At 61.3% G+C, this 17,223-nt stretch carries 17 protein-coding genes; 10 read left to right on the forward strand and 7 right to left on the reverse strand.

Features of this window, described 5'->3' with window-relative positions:
- The first annotated feature begins 185 nt into the window (after window positions 1-185).
- Window positions 186-623, forward strand: a complete 438-nt coding sequence (locus PMI18_RS26530) for a DUF3995 domain-containing protein (RefSeq protein WP_007895413.1) — start codon at window positions 186-188, stop codon at window positions 621-623.
- A gap of 108 nt (window positions 624-731) precedes the next feature.
- Here the strand turns inward: PMI18_RS26530 and PMI18_RS26525 are convergent, their stop codons facing one another.
- The 7 genes from PMI18_RS26525 to PMI18_RS26495 all read right to left on the reverse strand — a co-directional run bounded on the left by PMI18_RS26525 (window position 732) and on the right by PMI18_RS26495 (window position 8,084).
- Window positions 732-1,094: a Na+/H+ antiporter subunit G gene (locus PMI18_RS26525; RefSeq protein WP_007895414.1), complete on the reverse strand. Its 363-nt coding sequence runs from the start codon at window positions 1,092-1,094 to the stop codon at window positions 732-734.
- Complete coding sequence (locus PMI18_RS26520) at window positions 1,091-1,369, reverse strand: K+/H+ antiporter subunit F (RefSeq protein WP_007895415.1); 279 nt, start codon at window positions 1,367-1,369, stop codon at window positions 1,091-1,093. Before PMI18_RS26520 ends, PMI18_RS26525 begins: the two co-directional genes overlap by 4 nt.
- Window positions 1,366-1,854: a Na+/H+ antiporter subunit E gene (locus PMI18_RS26515; RefSeq protein WP_007895416.1), complete on the reverse strand. Its 489-nt coding sequence runs from the start codon at window positions 1,852-1,854 to the stop codon at window positions 1,366-1,368. Before PMI18_RS26515 ends, PMI18_RS26520 begins: the two co-directional genes overlap by 4 nt.
- Entirely contained in the window at window positions 1,851-3,536 is a 1,686-nt protein-coding gene (locus PMI18_RS26510; protein ID WP_007895426.1) for a monovalent cation/H+ antiporter subunit D, read from the reverse strand. Before PMI18_RS26510 ends, PMI18_RS26515 begins: the two co-directional genes overlap by 4 nt.
- Window positions 3,533-3,877 (reverse strand): Na+/H+ antiporter subunit C, encoded by a 345-nt coding sequence (locus tag PMI18_RS26505; RefSeq protein ID WP_007895429.1) that lies wholly within the window; start codon window positions 3,875-3,877, stop codon window positions 3,533-3,535. Before PMI18_RS26505 ends, PMI18_RS26510 begins: the two co-directional genes overlap by 4 nt.
- On the reverse strand, window positions 3,877-6,807 hold the full coding sequence (locus PMI18_RS26500) for a monovalent cation/H+ antiporter subunit A (protein WP_007895431.1): 2,931 nt from the start codon (window positions 6,805-6,807) through the stop codon (window positions 3,877-3,879). The genes PMI18_RS26505 and PMI18_RS26500 overlap by 1 nt, the downstream gene beginning before the upstream one ends.
- A 248-nt stretch (window positions 6,808-7,055) precedes the next feature.
- Window positions 7,056-8,084 (reverse strand): DMT family transporter, encoded by a 1,029-nt coding sequence (locus tag PMI18_RS26495; RefSeq protein ID WP_033035739.1) that lies wholly within the window; start codon window positions 8,082-8,084, stop codon window positions 7,056-7,058.
- Here PMI18_RS26495 and PMI18_RS26490 point away from each other — a divergent pair.
- The 9 genes from PMI18_RS26490 (at window position 8,079) to PMI18_RS26450 (ending at window position 17,220) form a co-directional block, all read left to right on the forward strand.
- Window positions 8,079-8,642, forward strand: coding sequence for a helix-turn-helix domain-containing protein (locus tag PMI18_RS26490; RefSeq protein WP_008012097.1), 564 nt, complete (start codon window positions 8,079-8,081; stop codon window positions 8,640-8,642). The two genes, PMI18_RS26495 and PMI18_RS26490, sit on opposite strands and share 6 nt — an antisense overlap.
- 156 nt (window positions 8,643-8,798) lie before the next feature.
- Complete coding sequence (locus PMI18_RS26485) at window positions 8,799-10,001, forward strand: SfnB family sulfur acquisition oxidoreductase (RefSeq protein ID WP_007895455.1); 1,203 nt, start codon at window positions 8,799-8,801, stop codon at window positions 9,999-10,001.
- A 10-nt stretch (window positions 10,002-10,011) separates the two neighbouring features.
- Window positions 10,012-10,449, forward strand: coding sequence for a hypothetical protein (locus PMI18_RS26480; RefSeq protein ID WP_007895457.1), 438 nt, complete (start codon window positions 10,012-10,014; stop codon window positions 10,447-10,449).
- On the forward strand, window positions 10,449-11,852 hold the full coding sequence (locus PMI18_RS26475; RefSeq protein WP_007895459.1) for an LLM class flavin-dependent oxidoreductase: 1,404 nt from the start codon (window positions 10,449-10,451) through the stop codon (window positions 11,850-11,852). The genes PMI18_RS26480 and PMI18_RS26475 overlap by 1 nt, the downstream gene beginning before the upstream one ends.
- A gap of 387 nt (window positions 11,853-12,239) precedes the next feature.
- Complete coding sequence (locus tag PMI18_RS26470) at window positions 12,240-13,145, forward strand: AMP-binding protein (protein WP_007895461.1); 906 nt, start codon at window positions 12,240-12,242, stop codon at window positions 13,143-13,145.
- On the forward strand, window positions 13,142-13,918 hold the full coding sequence (locus PMI18_RS26465) for an ABC transporter ATP-binding protein (protein ID WP_007895463.1): 777 nt from the start codon (window positions 13,142-13,144) through the stop codon (window positions 13,916-13,918). Before PMI18_RS26470 ends, PMI18_RS26465 begins: the two co-directional genes overlap by 4 nt.
- Entirely contained in the window at window positions 13,918-14,799 is an 882-nt protein-coding gene (locus PMI18_RS26460) for a branched-chain amino acid ABC transporter permease (RefSeq protein WP_007895472.1), read from the forward strand. The genes PMI18_RS26465 and PMI18_RS26460 overlap by 1 nt, the downstream gene beginning before the upstream one ends.
- Window positions 14,800-14,803: 4 nt before the next feature.
- Window positions 14,804-15,853 (forward strand): branched-chain amino acid ABC transporter permease, encoded by a 1,050-nt coding sequence (locus PMI18_RS26455; protein ID WP_007895477.1) that lies wholly within the window; start codon window positions 14,804-14,806, stop codon window positions 15,851-15,853.
- Window positions 15,854-15,879: 26 nt separating this feature from the next.
- Complete coding sequence (locus tag PMI18_RS26450) at window positions 15,880-17,220, forward strand: ABC transporter substrate-binding protein (protein ID WP_007895480.1); 1,341 nt, start codon at window positions 15,880-15,882, stop codon at window positions 17,218-17,220.
- The last annotated feature ends 3 nt before the right edge of the window (window positions 17,221-17,223 follow it).

Genomic DNA, 17,223 nt, shown 5'->3' on the forward strand with positions numbered 1-17,223 from the left:
GCAGGCTGCGATCTTTTGACTTGGCTTTAAAAAACAAGATCAAAAGATCGCAGCCTGCGGCAGCTCTTACAGGGCGCGCTTCTCAATCGTGTGTGCAGCCGAACGACTGTTCGATAGCAAATACCCTTACAAAAACGCGCAAGGAAGTTCATCCTGCTGCCACATTTCACACGGGACGTCTGAATATGAGCCTATTGGTCGCGCAATGGATTGCGGCAATCTTTTTATTGATCAGCCTGGTCCATCTGTATTGGGCGGCGGGTGGAAAGTGGGGCAGTGAGGCGGCGGTGCCGCGCGTGCCCGGGGAGGGCGGTGAGGCATCAAGGCCTGCGTTCAAGCCGTCGGGCTTTGCCACGTTGCTGGTGGCGGTGGGTTTACTGCTGATCGCGATGCTGGTGTGCCTGCGGGTCGGGCTGTATCTGCCCACGGTGCATCACTGGTCGCTGCAATGGGTGATCAGCGCGATTGCGATGCTGATGTTCGCCCGGGCGATCGGTGATTCGAATTTGGTGGGGTTTTTCAAGCAGGTCAAGGATTCGAAGTTTGCCTGGCTCGACACATGGGCGTATTCGCCGTTGTGTGTGGTGTTGGGGGCTGGATTGCTGGCAGTGGCCTGGATTTGAAAAGCTTCGCGGGCAAGCCTCGCTCCTACAAGGTCTGCGCATAACATAACCTGTAGGAGCGAGGCTTGCCCGCGAAGAGGCCCTGCAATTCAACGCAAACCTATGGATTCAACTCCCGCTTTCGGTGCGCCGACTACTCACCTCAGCCGGTACATCATCCCCCGCCATGCGCTTGCGAAACAGTGCCGCCCGGGCCAGCAGCAGCGTGGTCACCGGCACGGTGATCGACAGCAGAACCGGAATCAGCCAGGCATGCAGCACCGGCGCCGACTTGAGCGCCGAAAAGTAAATGATCGAAGCCAGCGCCACGCACCACGCGCCCAAGGTCGAGGCCAGCGCCGGCGGGTGCATGCGCTGGAAATAATCCTTCATCCGCAACAGCCCGACCGCACCGATCAGCGTAAACAGGCTGCTCAGCACCAGCAGAATTGCCACTGCTATTTCCACCCACAAAGACAGTTCAGGCCTCATTCGATCACCTCGCCACGCAGCAGGAATTTGGCCAGGGCGAACGAGCCGACGAAGCCGAACAGGGCGATAAGTAGCGCCGCCTCGAAATAAGTGTCACTGGCATAACGAATACCCAACGTGAGCATCATCAGCATGGCGATGATGTACAGGTAATCCAGCGCCAGAACCCGGTCCTGAGCCGACGGGCCCTGGAACAGCCGGATCAGGGTCAGAATCATCGCCATCGAAAAGATGAACAGGCTCAGCAGGATCGCGTTCGACAGCAATGCGCTCATTCGAAGATCTCCATCAAGGGGCGCTCGTAGGTCGTCTTGAAGTGCTGGATGAATTGGCTTTCATCATCCAGATCGAAGACGTGCAGCAACAGAATGCTGCGGTCGAGCGCCAGTTCCGACCAGACCGTACCGGGCACCACCGTGCAGATCATCGACAGCGCCGCCAGGCCGTTGGCATCGCGCAAGTCCAGCGGCACCTTGATAAACCGCGAACGGGGCGCACGACGGCCCGCGTTGAGCACGCCCCAGGCCACGGCGAGGTTGGACACGATCACGTCGCGCCCGACCAGCAAGAACAAACGCAGGATCACCCCAGGCCGACGAATGCGGATCGGCAGTGGCCGCAGTTTGCGCATCATCAACGGCGCGCAGAACCCCAGCATGGCGCCCAGCAATAGATTGCCGGGGCTCATCGACAGGTTCAACACCAGCCAAAGCAGCCACAACGCCAGCGACAGCCACGGTGCAGGAAACAGACGTTTCATGGTTGCACCTCCAGCAGCGCTGTCTTGGCTTGCGGGCCTGGAATTACACGGGTTTCGAGCACCGCCATCACGTATTGCTGCGGGTTGTTCAATGCAACGGCCGCCGCTTGGGTGTAGCGCAGCAGCGGTTCGGCCTTGAACGTCAGCGCAATGCTCAGTCCCAGCAGGACGACAATCGGCACGCATTCCAGGCGCCGCAGCAAGGGCGACGGCCGCTCTTGCGGGGTCCAGAAACGCTGGATGCCCAAACGCGAGAAAGCGATCAGCGAGGCCAGACCGGACAAGATCAACAGGGCGAGCAGAGCCCACGCGCCATTCGATATCGGTTCGTCGCTGCCATTACCCAGGCCCAGCGGATTGAGCAGGGCGCTGAGTAGACTGAGTTTGCCGATAAACCCGGAAAGCGGCGGCATGCCGATGATCAGCAGGGCGCAGGCGATGAAGCTCAAACCGAGGAACGCCATGGTCCAGGGAATCACCTGGCCGACCACGGCTTTCTGTTCGTCATCGAGGTTGAAGCCTTTGGGTGGCTGCAAGGATTCGAGGGGCCGTGGCAACAGCTCGCCGTCGTCGAACAGCGGCATTTCGTTGGCCGAACGCGAGCGCTCGATCAACTCGGCCAGCAGGAACAGCGCGCTCAAGGCCAGGGTCGAGCTGACCAGATAGAACAGCGCCGCGCCAATCAGGTTCGGCTGGGCGAAACCGATGGCCGACAACAGAATGCCTGCCGACACCAGAATGCTCAGGCTGGCCATGCGCTCCAGGCGTTGCGCGGCGAGGATCGCCACGGCGGCGCAAACGATGGTCGCCATGCCGCCGTAGATCAGCCAGTCGCCACCAAAATACGCGGATGCCCCGGCCTGGCCGGAGAACAGCAGCGTCCACAAACGCAGCAAGGTGTAGACGCCGACCTTGGTCATGATCGCGAACATCGCCGCCACCGGAGCGCTGGCCGCGGAGTAGGCCGGCACCAGCCAGAAGTTCAGCGGCCACATCCCGGCCTTGGCCAGGAACGCCACCGCCAGAATCGCCGCGCCGGCATGCAGCAAGCCGCGATCGGCTTCCGGCACCAGCGGGATTTTCAGCGCCAGGTCGGCCATGTTCAGCGTGCCAGTAACGCCGTAGATCAGCGCCGCGCCAATCAGGAACAGCGATGAGGCCAGCAGGTTGATCGAGATGTAATGCAGGCCCGACGACACCCGCGCCCGGCCCGAACCGTGCAGCATCAGCCCGTAAGAGGCGGCCAGCAGCACTTCGAAAAACACGAACAGGTTGAACAGGTCTGCCGTCAGGAAGGCGCCATACAGACCCATCAACTGAATCTGGAACAGCGCGTGGAAACTCGAGCCCGCACCGTCCCAGCGGGCCATGGCGAACAGCAACGCGCTGACACCGATGATCCCGGTCAGCACCAGCATCAGCGCCGACAGACGATCGACCACCAGCACAATGCCGAACGGCACCTGCCAATTGCCCGGCAGATACACGCCGATGGAACCGGGCACGCCGGTGGTTTGCGTCCATTGCAGCAGCATCACGGCAATGCCCAGCCCCAGCAGGCTGGAGAACAGATTGATTTTTGCCTTTAACGGGCGGTGTTTCTCGCCCAGCATCAGCATCACCGCGGCGGTCAGCAGCGGTAGCAGAATGGGGGCTGCAATCAGGTGCGCCATCGGATTCATTCTTTAGGCTCCCGGCCATCCACATGGTCGGTACCGGTCAGGCCCCGAGAGGCGAGCAGCACCACCAGGAACAACGCGGTCATGGCGAAGCTGATGACGATCGCGGTCAGCACCAACGCTTGCGGCAGCGGGTCGGTGTAGTGCAGCAAATCCTGCGGCACGCCGTCCTTGATGTTCGGCTCCTTGCCGATGAACAGGCTGCCCATGCTGAAGATGAACAGGTTGACGCCGTAGGACAGCAGGCACAGGCCCATGACCACCTGGAACGTCCGTGGCCGCAGCAACAGCCACACGCCGGACGCGGCCAGCACACCGATGGCGATTGCGATGACTTCTTCCATCAGATGGCTCCTTGCGTGGCAGCCGCTTTGGCCATGGGCTTGGGTTGCGCGCTGGTTTTATGACCGCGTACCGATTGGTGGGCGAGGGCGGTCAGGATCAACAGCGTCGAGCCGACCACCACGGCGTACACGCCAATGTCGAAGAACAGCGCGCTGGCGATGTGAATCTCGCCGAGCAGCGGCAATGCGAAATGCCAGGTGTGAGTGGTAAGGAATGGATACCCGACCACCATCGCCCCGAGCCCGGTGACCGTGGCGAACAGCAGCCCGGTGCCCATCCAGCGCAGCGGCCGCAGGCTCATTTGCGCCTCGACCCACTGGGTGCCGGCGACCATGTATTGCAGGATGAACGCCACCGACATCACCAGCCCGGCGACGAAACCGCCACCCGGTTGATTGTGCCCGCGCATGAACAGGTAGATCGACACCACAAACGCAATCGGCAGCAGCAGACGCACCAGCACCGCAGGCACCATCATGAAACCGAGCGCGGTGTCGCTGGCGTGACGCGGGTTGACCAGGTCGGTGACCACGTCGGGCGCCAGCAAGCGCTGTTGGGCCGGCAGTTGCAGGCTTTCTTTCGGTGGACGGAAGCGTCGCAGCAGGGCGAACACGGCCAGGGCCACCGCCACCAGCACGGTGATTTCGCCGAGGGTGTCGAAGCCACGGAAGTCCACCAGCATCACGTTGACCACGTTGCTGCCGCCGCCTTCGGGCAGGGCGCGACTGAGGTAGAACGAGGAAATGTGGTTGGGCGTCTGGCGGGTCAGCATCGCGTAGGACAGCAACGCCATGCCGCCACCGACCGCGATCGACAGCAGCAAGTCGCGGATACGGCGGATGCGTGCCTTGCGCAGACTGCTCGGCAACGGTGACACCTCTTCGATCCGTCGCGGCAACCAGCGCAGGCCCAGCAGGATCAGCACCGTGGTCACCACTTCCACCGCCAGTTGCGTCAGCGCCAGATCCGGCGCCGAGAACCAGACGAAGGTCACGCAGGTCATCAGGCCGCAGACGCTGACCATGGTCAGGGCCGCGAGCCGGTGATATTTGGCTTGCCACGCCGCGCCAAGGGCACAGGCAATCGCCAGCAGCCAGAGGGTCACGAACACGATCGAGCCCGGAATCTTCGGTCGGTCGCCCCAGCTCAGGCTGCTGTGCAGCATCGGGATCAACCCGGCCAGCACCGCGGCGAGCACCACCAGAAACAGTTGGGTTTGCAGGCGCCGGGTGCTGATCCGCCGCTCCAGGCGACGGGCCAGGCGCATCATGATCACCAGGCAGCGCTCGAACAGGCGCTTGCCGTTGAAGTGGCTGATCACCGGCGGGTGCGGGAAGCGCCCGCGCTTGAGCTGATTGCGCAGCAGCAGATAGAGGATGATGCCGCAGGACATGGCGATCAGACTCATGATCATCGGTGCGTTCCAGCCGTGCCAGATCGCCAGGCTGTACTCGGGCAGCGTGCCGCCCACCACCGGCAATGCCGCCGCCGCGAGCAACGGGCCGACCACTTGAGCGGGGAAGATCCCCACCACCAGACAGGTGAACACCAGCAACTCCACCGGCGCGCGCATCCAGCGTGGCGGTTCGTGCGGGGTGTGCGGCAGGTCGGTGGCGGTCGGGCCGAAAAACACATCAACGGTGAAGCGCAGGGAGTAAGCCACGCTGAACGTCCCGGCGATGGTCGCGACGATCGGCAGGGTCATCTCGATCCAGGCCGTCGCGTTGATGAACACGGTTTCGGCGAAGAACATCTCTTTGGACAGGAAACCGTTGAGCAGTGGCACGCCGGCCATGGAGGCACTGGCGACCATGGCCAGGGTGGCGGTGAAGGGGATCAGTTTGATCAGGCCGCTGAGTTTGCGAATATCCCGGGTGCCGCTTTCGTGGTCGATGATCCCGGCGGCCATGAACAGCGAAGCCTTGAACGTGGCGTGGTTGAGAATGTGGAACACCGCGGCCACGGCGGCCAGCGGGCTGTTCAGCCCCAGCAGCAAAGTGATCAGGCCCAGGTGGCTGATGGTCGAGTAGGCCAGCAGGCCCTTGAGGTCGTTCTGAAACATCGCGCAGTAAGCGCCGAGCAACAACGTACAAGCGCCAGCCCCGCTGACGATGTAGAACCATTCTTCACTGCCGGACAGCGACGGCCACAGGCGTGCGAGCAGAAACACCCCGGCCTTGACCATGGTCGCCGAGTGCAGATACGCCGAAACCGGTGTCGGCGCCGCCATGGCGTGGGGCAGCCAGAAGTGGAAGGGGAATTGCGCGCTTTTGCTCAGGGCGCCGATCAGGATCAGGGGAAGCAGAATAGGGTAGAGGGCATGTGCGCGAATCAGCTCGCCGGCGGCCAGGACCTTGTCCAGGTCATAGCTGCCGACCACATGGCCGAGCAGCATGACCCCCGCCAGTAAACACAAGCCACCGGCACCGGTGACCATCAATGCCATATAGGCACCACGTCGCGCATCGGCGCGATGGTGCCAGTAGCCGATCAACAGGAATGAAAAGAGGCTGGTCAGCTCCCAGAAAAACACGATCTGGATCAGGTTGCCGGAGATCACCAACCCCAGCATGGCGCCCATGAACGCCAGGAAAAACGCGAAGAAACGCGGCACCGGATCGTCCGGCGACATGTAGTAGCGGGCGTATAGCGAAACCAGCGTGCCGATGCCCAGCACCAGCATCGAGAACAGCCAGGCGAAACCGTCCATGCGCAGAACGAAGTTCAGGCCCAGGCTGGGCAGCCAGAAGAACTCTTCGCGGATCACGCCGCCATCGGCGATTTGCGGGTACAAGAGCGCGACCTGGACGGTGCCGATAAGGGCAACCAGGCCAGCCAACAGCGATTCGGTGTTACGCGCGTTGTGCGGCAGCAAGGCTGCCAGACAGCTGCCGATAAAAGGCAGAAGCAGTAGAACTATCAGAGACATAGGCTTCTAATCTGCGGAAGTTTGTGAAGCATCATACGTGCCAGCTCCCGGATCACCAAACGCCAAGCTGTCGCAGAATCCTACAAGGTAAACGGAAAATTCGTGTTTATCATTGTTTCCGGGAGCGCGATTTCGCCTGTTCGATCGTTCCCACGCTCCCGCGTGGGAATGCCTCCATGGACGCTCTGCGTCCGCTCTTGGGACGCGGAGCGTCCCGGGCTGCATTCCCACGCAGAGCATGGGAACGATCAGTGCTCGGCTTCGCGATCCAGATCGTCCTCAACCTCAAGAACCGCCTTACCCTTTGTCTTCAACTCACTGACAATCACCGCCGCGACAATCAACCCCGCCCCAACCAGTGCAATCGCCGGCAACCGCTCCCCGGCAATTCGCCCGACAATCCCTGCCCACACCGGCTCACCGGCATAAATCAACGTCGCCCGCGTCGGCGAAACACTCTTCTGCGCCCAGTTCATCGCCACCTGAATCGCCGCACTCGCCGCGCCCAGCCCCAATGCACTGCACAACAGCAACCAGGAGAACCCCGGAATCACTTCCCGGGTCGGCACCACCATCAGAAACGCCAGCACCGAAGTCACCGCCAGCTGCACCACCGTCACCCGGCGCACGTCGACCTGACCGGCATAGGTGCTGATCAGAATGATCTCCGCCGCAATCGCCACGGCGCTGATCAATGTGGCGATTTCACCAGGGCTGAAATTGAACGAAGCGCCGGCAGGTCCCGACAGCAACATCAACCCGGTAAAGGCCAGCATGATCCCGATGCTCGGCATCAACCCCGGACGCCGCCCCAGCACCAGCCATTGCAGCAACGGTACGAACGGCACATACAGCGCGGTAATAAACGCCGACTGACTGCTGGGAATGCTCTGCAAACCCACGGTCTGCAAGCCGTAACCGAGCATGATCGCCACGCCGATAAACGCCCCGGCCTTGAGTTCGAACAGGGTCAGTTCACGCAGATGACGCCAGGAGAACAGCGCCACGATGCTCGCCGCCGCCGCAAAACGCAGACCGACGAAAAACATTGGCCCGCTGACGGTCATTGCATGCTGCACCAGCAAAAAGGTCCCGCCCCAGACCATGGTGATCAGCACCAACACGCACTCAGCTTTGCTGAACCGTGAGAAGCGGGAGGAAGCAGGGGAGGAGTTCATCGACGTCATGACCTTGCGCGCTACCTGAGGGAGACGCACAATGCGCCGTAAGTTGGGCAGTATACTGCGCAACACCACCCAGTGAGCAATATAGTGCACAAAGATTCCACCCAACGGGCTTCGGTCCTCCAGCACGTCAGCCAGAACGTCCGACGTCTGCGCCACGCTGCCGACATGAGCCAGACCGCCCTGGCCGAAAAGTCCGGGGTCAGTCGCCGCATGCTGGTGGCCATCGAGGCCGGCGAGAAGAACGTCAGCCTGACCACCCTCGACCGCGTGGCCGAAGCGCTGGACGTTGCCTTCAGCGACCTGATCCAGGCCCCGGATGCCCGCGACCCCAGCCGCATCAACGAAGTGGCCTGGGCCGGAACGATCCCCGGCAGTAAAGCCGTTTTACTGTCAAAAGCCACCGCCACCCGAGAAGTGGAACAATGGGAATGGTGCCTGCAACCGGGTGAAATTTACCCCTCGCAACCGGATGCGGAGGGTTGGAGCGAACAGATCTACGTGTTTGAAGGCTGCCTGACCCTGATGCTCGGCGATCAGCCGCAGAAAATCGCTGCCGGTGAGTTCTTCATGTTCGCCAGTAATCAGCCGCATTCCTATCGCAACGATGGGGAAGTGGCGGCGCGGTTTGTGCGTAATGTGGTGATTTGACTGTTTGCCGACCAACACTGGATAAGCACTTTGCTGTTTTAAAGCTGCAAGTGTTTCTCGGATAGTTTGTTAACTTATTGAAATAAAACAAATTTAATTTCAGGCACGACTCCTGCAAAAGCTCTGGGGCATTCACCAGAATCCCGGAGTCGGCCCATGACAGTCTCTGCCCAACCCCCTCGCACCGCCCATGTGATCCACTCGGACGCCGAGGCCATCGCCGTCGCTCACAAGCTCGCCGCGCGCTTCGCTATCGAGGCCAGCGCTCGTGATCGCGAGCGACGTTTGCCGGTTGCCGAACTCGACGAGTTCTCCGCCAGTGGTTTATGGGGCATCACCATTCCCAAGGAATATGGCGGTGCCGGCGTGTCCTACGTGACAGTTGCCGAAGTGATCAAGATCATTTCCGCCGCCGACCCGTCCCTCGGCCAGATCCCGCAAAACCATCTGGGCGTGCTCGACATCCTGCTGCAAACCGCCACCGAAGCGCAGAAGCGCTATTACTTCGGCAAAGTTTTGCAGGGCTATCGTTTCGGCAACGCCTTCTCCGAATCCAAAAGCAAGAATGCCGGCGCTTTTGAAACGCGTATCCGTTTCGATAAAGACTCTGCGCAAATCGACGGCGAGAAGTTCTACTGCACCGGCGCCTTGTTCGCGCACATTGTGCCGGCGGTGGCGGTCGATCAAGAGAACAAGGCTTTCATCGCCTTCATTGAGCGCGACACGCCCGGTTTGACCGTTATCGACAGTTGGGACGGTTTCGGCCAGCGCACCACGGCCAGCGGCGGCGTGACTCTGGAGGCGGTGAACGTGCCTTTGAACGCGGTGATCCCGGCCCACAAGGCGTTCGACGAACCCACCGCCGACGGCCCGATCTCGCAAATCATTCAGGCCGCCGTGGACACCGGCATCGCCGTCGGCGCCCTGGAAGAAACCAAGCGCTACGCCCGTGAAGCCCGGCCATGGATCGACAGCCAGCAGGATCACGGCTGGCAGGACCCGTTCAGCATCGCCGCGATCGGCGATCTGGAATGGCGGGTCCACGGTACCGAAGCGATCCTGAAAAAAGCGGGCCAGGCCATCGACCAAGCGTTGCTCAAGCCCAGTGAAAATACTGTGGCTCACGCCTCGGTCGTGGTCGCCCAAGCCAAGGTCCTCTCTGCCGAAATCGCCTTGCTCACCAGCAGCAAACTCTTCGAACTGGCCGGCACCCGCTCGGTGCTCGGCAAGTACAACCTCGACCGTCACTGGCGCAACGCCCGGACGCACACCTTGCACGACCCGGCGCGCTGGAAATATCACTTGATAGGCAACTACCTGCTCAACGGCGTGAAGCCTGCGCGCCACGCCTGGAACTGAGGAGCAACCCATGAACGCCTTGACCCAACCGATTGTTACCGGGCAGCCCCTGGCCAAGCCTCAGCACGACCTGCACAACGCCCGCAGCTTGTTCGATGCGACGTTGCGTTTCGTCCGGCAGCAAACCCAAGCCACGGATGATCCTTACGTCATCAGCCGCTTCGGCGACTTGCACATCCGCATCGAAGTCGCCGCCGCGCTGCTCGAACGCGCCGACGACTTTCTGCACAGCGTTGATGACGACACGGAAATCAGCGTCGCCATCGCCGAGTCGCGCCTGGCCAGCGCGGATGCTTTAAATGCCGTCAGCAATGCCGAATTCGAACTCACCGGCCAACGCACCGCGTTGCCTGGCTCGCTGGATGATCCGTTGCGTTGGAAACTCCACCTCATTGGCAACTTCCGCCTCAACGGCATCCATCCCCCAAGCGTCCGGAGTGTCGTTTGATGGCCCGTGAAATTCGTCTCAACGCTTTTGACATGAACTGCGTCGGCCACCAGTCGCCGGGTTTGTGGGCGCATCCGCGTGATCGATCCTGGCAGTACAAGGATCTTGAGTACTGGACCGATCTGGCGAAAATCCTTGAGCGCGGCAAGTTCGACGGTTTGTTCATCGCCGATGTGCTGGGCATTTATGACGTCTTCAACGGTAACGGTGATGCAGCGATTCGTCAGGCAGCGCAGGTGCCGGTCAATGATCCATTGCAACTGATCCCGCCGATGGCGCTGGTCACCGAGCATCTGGGCTTCGGACTGACCGCGTCGCTGTCCTTCGAACACCCGTATCCGTTCGCCCGACGCCTGTCGACCCTCGATCACCTGACCAAGGGCCGCGCCGGTTGGAACATCGTCACCTCGTATCTGGAAAGCGGTGCGAAGAACCTCGGCCAGAAAGCCCAGACCGAACACGACGCCCGTTATGACTTCGCCGAAGAGTACCTGGAGGTTTGCTACAAGCTGTGGGAAGGCAGCTGGGAAGAGGGTGCGATTCTGCGGGATCGCGAGCGGCGGATCTTCAGCGACCCGAGCAAAATCCACGAGATCCGGCACGTCGGCAAACATTTCCAGGTGCCAGGGATTCACCTCTGTGAACCCTCGCCGCAACGCACGCCTGTGCTGTATCAGGCCGGCGCCTCGAGTCGCGGCAAGCAGTTCGCCGCCGAACATGCCGAATGTGTGTTTGTCGCCGCGCCGTCGAAAGTGCTGCTGAAGAAAACCGTGGCCGATATCCGTCGCCGGGCGGCGGAGGCGGGGCGCGATCCGTCGAAAATCCTGATCTTCAATCTGCAAACGGTGATCCTCGGCGAGACCGACGCCAAGGCCAAAGCCAAGTTCGAAGAATACAAAACCTGGGTCAGTTATGAGGGCGCCATGGCGTTGATCTCGGGCTGGACCGGGATCGACTTCAGCCAGTTCAAACCGGATGAACCGCTCAAACACGTGCACACCAATGCCATTCAATCGGCGGTGGAGGCGTTTTCCACGGCGGACCCGAACAAGGTCTGGACGCCGAACGAGCTGGCCGATTGGGTCGGGATCGGTGGTTTCGGACCGCTGTTTGTCGGCAGCCCCGAGACCGTTGCCGACTTGCTGCAGGAGTGGGTCGAGGAGACCGATGTGGACGGTTTCAACCTGGCTTATGCGCTGACCCACGAAACCTTCATCGACGCCGTGGAGTTGCTGGTGCCGGAGTTGCAGAAGCGTGGGGTGTACAAGACCGACTATGCGCCGGGCACCTTGCGCGAGAAGTTGTTTGGGGCAGGGGCACGATTGCCGGATAGCCATCCGGGTGCCGGTTATCGAGACCTGGTGGGGTTGCGTCAGCAGGAGAAGAAAGTGGCGTCTGCCTAGATGCCATCGCGGGCAAGCCACGCTCCTACAGGTTTCGTGGCGCCGGCGATATTTGTGGAAGACACAAGACCCTGTGGGAGCGTGGCTTGCCCGCGAAGAGGCCGGCACGTTCAACATTGATATCGCCAGTTACACCGCCTTCGCGGGCAAGCCTCGCTCCTACAGGTAATTGGCGTCGTACACAAATACAGCGCCTGGCGAAGATCCAATGTGGGAGCGAGTCTGCTCGCGATGAGGCCAGTACATCCAACATTGATGTCGTCTGTTACACCGCTATCGCGAGCAGGCTGGCTCCCACAGGGGGGCGGCGGTGTTTTAGAGATTGCGTTAATTCTTCAGCCCGGCGGACCACCGCACGCTTTTTGCCCATGGATAAGAGGTAAGCCTATGAGCGTGCATGAACTCAAACGTCCGCCCATCGCGGACACCACCGAATGGCAGGTCAAGCTGCCCAAGGCCCTGGAGCAGTTGCAGCACTGGGCGCAGGTCAGTCCTTTGCAACCGGCGCTGCGCCACAAGCGCCACGGCCAGTGGTTCGTCTGGCGCTGGATCGATGCCTTGCGCGATGTCGAGCGGTTGGCCGATGGCTTGCGTCAGCAGGGTTTTACCGAAGACTCGCGTTTGGCCCTGAGCGGTGCGTTCGAGCCAGATCTGTTGCTGCTCGCACTGGCCGCCCGGCACATCGGCGCCGAATTGCTGACGCTGCCGGACAACCTCGACCCCGAAGCCCTGCACAAAGTCCTGTGGCGCAGCCGTCCGACCCATGCATTCGTCCAGGGGCGACAGACACAGCAACTCTGGATCAACCAAGGCCAGGCTCTGCTGGATTTCGCCGAATTACTCGGCCCGGTGGACCCTGCGCAGCGCCTCAACCGCTGGAATCAAAATGCGCAACTGTGGAGCGAAGAAGGCACCCAGTGGCAGCACGGCCTGACGGTGCTGCTGGAACAATGGCTGACCAGCGGCCAATCCCTGGCCTTCCCGGAAAGCCCCGGCAGCGCCAGCCGCGACCGTCGTGAAGTCGCGCCGTCCGGGCTGCTGCTGTCCGCCGAACGCCTGCAACTGCTCGCGGAAGAAATTGACAGCCGCCTCGCACCCCACGGCACTTGGCGCCGACGTCTCTGCGAGTGGGCCATCGCCCATCCCGAAAAAGGCCTGCAACGCTTGATCAAGAACCGCGTTCGCCGCCTGTTGGGTTTCCACAACCTGCATTTCATCTGGCAAGCCACCCGCATTTCCGATGCTCAACCCGAGCCGACCTGGCTCGCTGAATTCAAACGGGACATCGCATGAGCTCGACCGACTCCATTCTGCAAGTCAGCGGTATTTCCCTGTCCTTCAAAGGCGTGAAGGCGATCAATGAACTGTCGTTCGACGTGCGTCGGGGCGAGATCTGCGCGCTGATCGGCCCCAACGGCGCGGGCAAGAGTTCGCTGCTCAACGTGCTGAACGGCGTGTACCGCTTCGATGCCGGTTCGATTGTGTTCGAGCAACAGCTGTTCAAGCGCATCGACCCGTTGAGCGCCGCACGCCGGGGCATCGGCCGCACGTTCCAGAACAACGCGTTGTTCAAGAAAATGAGCGTGATCGACAACATCCTCACCGGCCTGTCACGGCACCTGCGCAGCTGTTTCATTGAGCAGGCTTTGAACCTGCCAAGAGCCCGGCGTGAGGCTGAAGACTTCCGCCGGCAGGCCCAGGGCATTCTCGAATTCCTCGAACTGCAAGCCCATCGCGATGTGCCGGTAGGCAAGCTGTCCTATGGCCTGCAAAAACGTGTGGAGCTGGGCCGTGCCTTGATTGCCGGCCCCAGCCTGTTGCTGCTCGATGAGCCCATGGCCGGGATGAACGCCGAAGAGAAGCAGGAAATGGCCCGCTTCATCGCCGACATCAACCGTGACCTCGGCACCACGGTGGTTTTGATCGAACACGACATGAGCGTGGTGATGGGCCTGTCCGACCATGTGGTGGTGCTCGATTACGGGCGCAAGGTCGGTGACGGTACACCCGCCGAAGTGCAGGCCAATCCGGACGTCATCGCAGCGTATCTGGGGGTGGTGCACTGATGACATTCTTCTTTGAAACCCTGCTCGGCGGCTTGCTCGCCGGAACCATGTACTCGCTGGTCGCAATCGGCTTCGTGCTGATCTACAAGGCCAGCGGCGTGTTCAATTTCGCTCAGGGCGCAATGCTGCTGTTCGCCGCGCTGACCTTTGTCAGCCTGCACGATCAAGGCGTGCCGTTCGCCTTGGCGCTGTTGCTGACCGTTGTGGTGATGATCGTCGGCGCGCTGCTGATCGAACGGCTGGTGTTGCGGCCACTGGTCAATCGCTCGCAGATCACCCTTTTCATGGCCACCCTCGGGTTGTCGTTCATCATCGAAGGCCTGGCTCAGGGCTTGATGGGTTCGCAAGTGCGGGCGCTGGACTTGGGGATCGACGACATACCGGTTTTTATCGGCGGGATGATGGTCAGCCAGTTCGACCTGATTGCCGCAGCGGCGGCCATCGTGCTGGTAACGGTGTTGGCGCTGCTGTTCAACAAAACCCGCATTGGCATATCCCTGCGCGCGGTGGCGGATGACACCACCGCCGCGCTGTCGATCGGCATCAACCTCAACCGCATTTGGCAGATCGTCTGGGCAGTGGCCGGCATTGTCGGGCTGGTGGCGGGGTTGTTGTGGGGCGCGCGCCAAGGTGTGCAGTTCTCGCTGTCGCTGGTGGTGCTCAAGGCCTTGCCGGTGTTGATCATCGGCGGCTTCACCTCGATTGGCGGAGCGATTGTCGGCGGGTTGATCGTCGGTGCGGCGGAGAACCTCGCCGAGGTGTACATCGGCCCGCTGATCGGCGGTGGCATTACCCCGTGGTTCGCTTACGTCCTGGCTTTGGCCTTCCTGTACATCCGTCCCGCCGGCCTGTTCGGCGAGCGCGCCATCGAGCGAGTCTGAACCCATGTCGATTTCCCTTACCCGCGAAACCGCGCCGGCGGTGTTGGTCCAGCGCCGTGTGCCGATTGGTTTGATTGCCCTGTTGTTGATCGCCTTCCTGGTCGTGCCGCTGACCGGCAACGACTATTGGCTGAACGCGATTCTGATCCCTTTCCTGGTGCTGTCCCTGGCCGGGCTTGGCCTCAATCTTCTCACCGGCTACACCGGCCAGACTTCGGTCGGCGCGGCCGGGTTCATGGCGGTCGGCGCCTTTGCCACCTACGGTTTTCTACTGCGTTTGCCAGAGTTGGGCTTGCCGGTGGCGCTGCTCGGCGGCGGGCTGATCAGCGCGGTGGTGGGGTTTGTCTTTGGCCTGCCGAGTTCGCGGATCAAGGGCTTTTACCTGATGGTCACCACATTGGCTGCGCAGTTTTTCCTGGAATGGCTGTTCGTCAAGTTTCCCTGGTTCTACAACTACGGTTCATCCGGGACCATTTCCGCGCCGAAACTGGCCCTGTTCGGCCATGACCTGAACACCCCATTGGGCCGCTATCTGCTGACCCTGACCACGGTGTTGCTGTTGACCTGGGTCGCGGTGAACCTGGTGAAAAGCCAGATCGGCCGCAACTGGATGGCGATCCGTGACATGGACACTGCCGCCGCCGTCGTCGGCATTCCGGTGGTGCGCTACAAGCACCTGGCGTTCGCCGTCAGCTCGTTTTACCTCGGCATCGCCGGGGCGCTGTGGGCCTTTGCTTATCTGGGCACGGCCAGTGCCAGCAGCTTCGATATCAACCGGTCGTTCCAGATCCTGTTCATCATCATTATCGGTGGCATGGGCAGCATCGCCGGCAACTTCGTCGGCGCGGCATTCATCAGCCTGCTGCCGATCCTGCTCAGCCACGCCGGGCAAGCCTTGTTCGGTGGCTCGGTGGACGCCGGCCAGTTGCAGAACCTGCAAAAAATCATCTTCGGCGTGCTGATCATCCTGTTTCTGATCAAGGAACCGGAAGGCCTGATTCGCCTCTTGAGCAACCTTCGTGAACGGCTGAGTCACTGGCCGCTGCGTTTCTGAATTCCCCAACCTGGTAGAGAGACAACATGCGTGCATCCTTGAAACGTTCGTTGGCCGGCGTCGCTCTGACGTTGGCGGTATTGGGCAGTGCGGTGCCGATGGTTCAGGCCTCGCCGGACCAGCAGTTCTTCCCGTTGGCCACTTATCGCGTCGGCGCTTACGCCTCCAGCGGTGTGCAAGTGTGGGCCGGCATGCTCGATTACCTGAACTACATCAACGATGTGGAAGGCGGGATCAACGGCGTCAAACTGGTCTGGCAGGAATGCGAAACCGAGTGGACGGCGGAGAAGGGCATCGAGTGCTATGAGCGCTTCAAGAAAGGCCTGGATGGCGCCCCGGTGGCGATCTATTCACCCAACGGCGCACCGGCGGCGTATGCGCTGAGCGAGCGGGCGGAAGTCGACAAGATTCCGCTGATCACCCTCGGTTACGGTCGCACCGAAGCCACCGACGGCACGGTGTTCCCCTATAACTTTCCGGTGATGCTGACCTTCTACAGCGAGGCCTCGAGCCTGATCAACTACATCGCCCAGCGCGAGGGCGGGTTCGACAAACTCAAGGGCAAGAAAATCGCCACGGTTTATCACGACTCGGCTTACGGTCGGGAAACCCTCGGCCCGTTGAAGCTGCTGGCAGAGAAATACGGTTTCGAAAACATCCAGATCCCGGTGGCCGATCCAGGCAACGAGCAATCGTCGCAATGGCGGCAAGTGCGCCAGGCCAATCCGGACTGGGTGTTCCTGCGCACCTGGGGCGTGTCGACGCCGGTGGCGGTGAAGACGGCGGCGCGTTTCGGCTTCCCGGTGGACCACATCGTCGGCGACATCTGGGCCAGTTCCAGCGAAGACGTGTTGCCCGCGGGCGCCGCCGCCAAAGGGTATCTGGCGCTGACGCCATACCCGGCAGGCACCGATTTCGAGATCCACAAACGCCTCAAGCAAAACATCCTCGACAAGGGTAAAAGCGACCTCAAGGACCTGAAGAATTTCGGCAGCGTCTATTACAACTCCGGGTTGGTGAACGCGGCAGTGATGGTGGAAGCGATCCGTACCGCCCAAGGCAAATTCGGCAAGCGGCCGCTTAATGGCGAAGAAGGGCGCTGGGGGCTGGAACACCTGAACATCGACGATGCTCGACTCAAGGATATCGGCTACTTCGGCCTGATGCAGAACCTCAAGCTGTTTTGCAAGGATCATGAGGGTGGCGGTTCGGCGCGGGTGCAGCAGTGGGACGGCGCCAACTGGACGCTGATCAGCGACTGGATTCCCGCCGACCGCGCCTTGCTGCGGCCATTGATCGATGAGAAATCCGCCGCGTTCGCCAAGGAAAAAGGCCTGACGCCACGCACCTGCACCGGGGATGAGTAACGT

It is taken from the genome of Pseudomonas sp. GM102, assembly GCF_000282555.1.
Lineage (GTDB): Bacteria > Pseudomonadota > Gammaproteobacteria > Pseudomonadales > Pseudomonadaceae > Aquipseudomonas.